The sequence below is a fragment of the Actinomycetota bacterium genome (assembly GCA_030682655.1).
In the GTDB taxonomy this organism is placed as follows: Bacteria; Actinomycetota; Coriobacteriia; order Anaerosomatales; family JAUXNU01; genus JAUXNU01.
The window spans coordinates 1-1,424 of sequence record JAUXNU010000161.1; the positions used below are offsets into that span (position 1 = coordinate 1).

Here is a 1,424-nt window from a genome sequence, read left to right on the forward strand (position 1 = left end):
GTCCGCCGTTTGCCGGAATCGCCCTGCCAGTGGCGGGAAGTTCCTTCCGTCCCCTCGCTTCGCTGGGTAGCCTCAGACCACAGCACCCGGTTCCGGCCGATTCTATACCCACGACTCGGAGGCTGATGCGATGCCGGCAGGTCCATCCACATGCCCCGGAAACGACCGCAGATCTCTGACCGCTGGCTTGTACAAGTGTCTCGAGTGCGGCACAGAGGTCGAGATGTTCTCCGACGAACTGCGCCGCCGTTGCCCATCGTGCGGCACGATGGTGGTCAAGGAGCAGGCTCCAAGCTGTATCCTGTGGTGTGAGCACGCCAGAGAGTGCATCGGCGAAGAGCGTTTCCGGGCGCTCACGGCCCTTTCGGACGAACCCACCGGACCCGACGCGTAGCATCTCCAACCCAGCGACCCCCCTACTCGGACACCACGCGTAGGTGTCCGTCGCTTTTGTGGACGTTAGACAACGTACCGTGCGGATCGACCGGGAAAACGAGGGAGAAGAAGGAGAGTGAGTCGATGAAGTCGGATTTGGAGATCGCCCAGGAAGCGACGTTGCGGCCAGTCATCGAAGTAGCCGCCGAGATCGGCATCGGCGAGGACCATCTCGAGTTGTACGGCAAGTACAAAGCGAAGATCTCGCTCGACGTGCTCGACGCGCTCGCGGACCGCCCTCAGGGCCGCTACGTCGACGTGACCGCCATCAACCCGACGCCTCTCGGCGAGGGCAAGACGGTCACTACCGTGGGACTCGGTCAAGCGCTCAAGCACATCGGCAAGAGCGTCATCACCTGCATCCGTCAGCCGTCGCTGGGTCCGGTGTTCGGCATCAAGGGCGGCGCGGCAGGCGGCGGCTACTCGCAGGTCATCCCGATGGAGGACTTCAACCTGCACCTGACCGGCGACGTTCACGCCGTCACGATGGCCAACAACCTGCTCGCCGCCTACATAGACAACCACATCTACCAAGGCAACACCCTCGACATCGACCCCTACTCGATCACATGGCGCCGAGTGGTGGATCTCAACGACCGCGCGCTCCGCAACATAGTCGTCGGCCTCGGCGGCAAGATGGACGGCGTGCCGCGTGAGACCGGCTACGACATCTCGGTCGCGAGCGAGGTCATGGCGATACTCGCCATGGCGAGCGATCTTCAGGACCTTCGGGCGCGCCTCGGCAGGATCGTGATCGGGATGAATCGCTCCGGCGACCCCGTCACCGCCGAGGACCTGAAATGCGCGGGCGCGATGGCGGTGCTCATGCGCGACGCCGTCAAGCCGAACCTGATGCAGAACCTCGAAGGCGGCGCAGTACTCGTACACGCAGGCCCCTTCGCCAACATCGCCCAAGGCAACAACTCGATTATCGCCGACAGGATCGCCCTCAAGATCGCGGACTACGTCGTGACCGAGTCCGGCTTCGG

At 63.6% G+C, this 1,424-nt stretch carries 2 protein-coding genes; both read left to right on the forward strand.

Going from position 1 to position 1,424, the window contains the following annotated elements:
- The first annotated feature begins 130 nt into the window (after window positions 1-130).
- A complete protein-coding gene (locus tag Q8K99_10835; GenBank protein ID MDP2183049.1) occupies window positions 131-394 on the forward strand; it encodes a phosphohydrolase in 264 nt (87 codons plus the stop codon).
- Between the two features lie 125 nt (window positions 395-519).
- On the forward strand, window positions 520-1,424 hold a 905-nt coding region (locus Q8K99_10840), incomplete at its 3' end, for a formate--tetrahydrofolate ligase (GenBank protein ID MDP2183050.1).

Bases quoted from the DNA above. Each gene is read 5' to 3' on its own strand.
- Q8K99_10835 (MDP2183049.1), top strand. From the start codon at position 131: ATGCCGGCAGGTCCATCCACATGCCCCGGAAACGACCGCAGATCTCTG.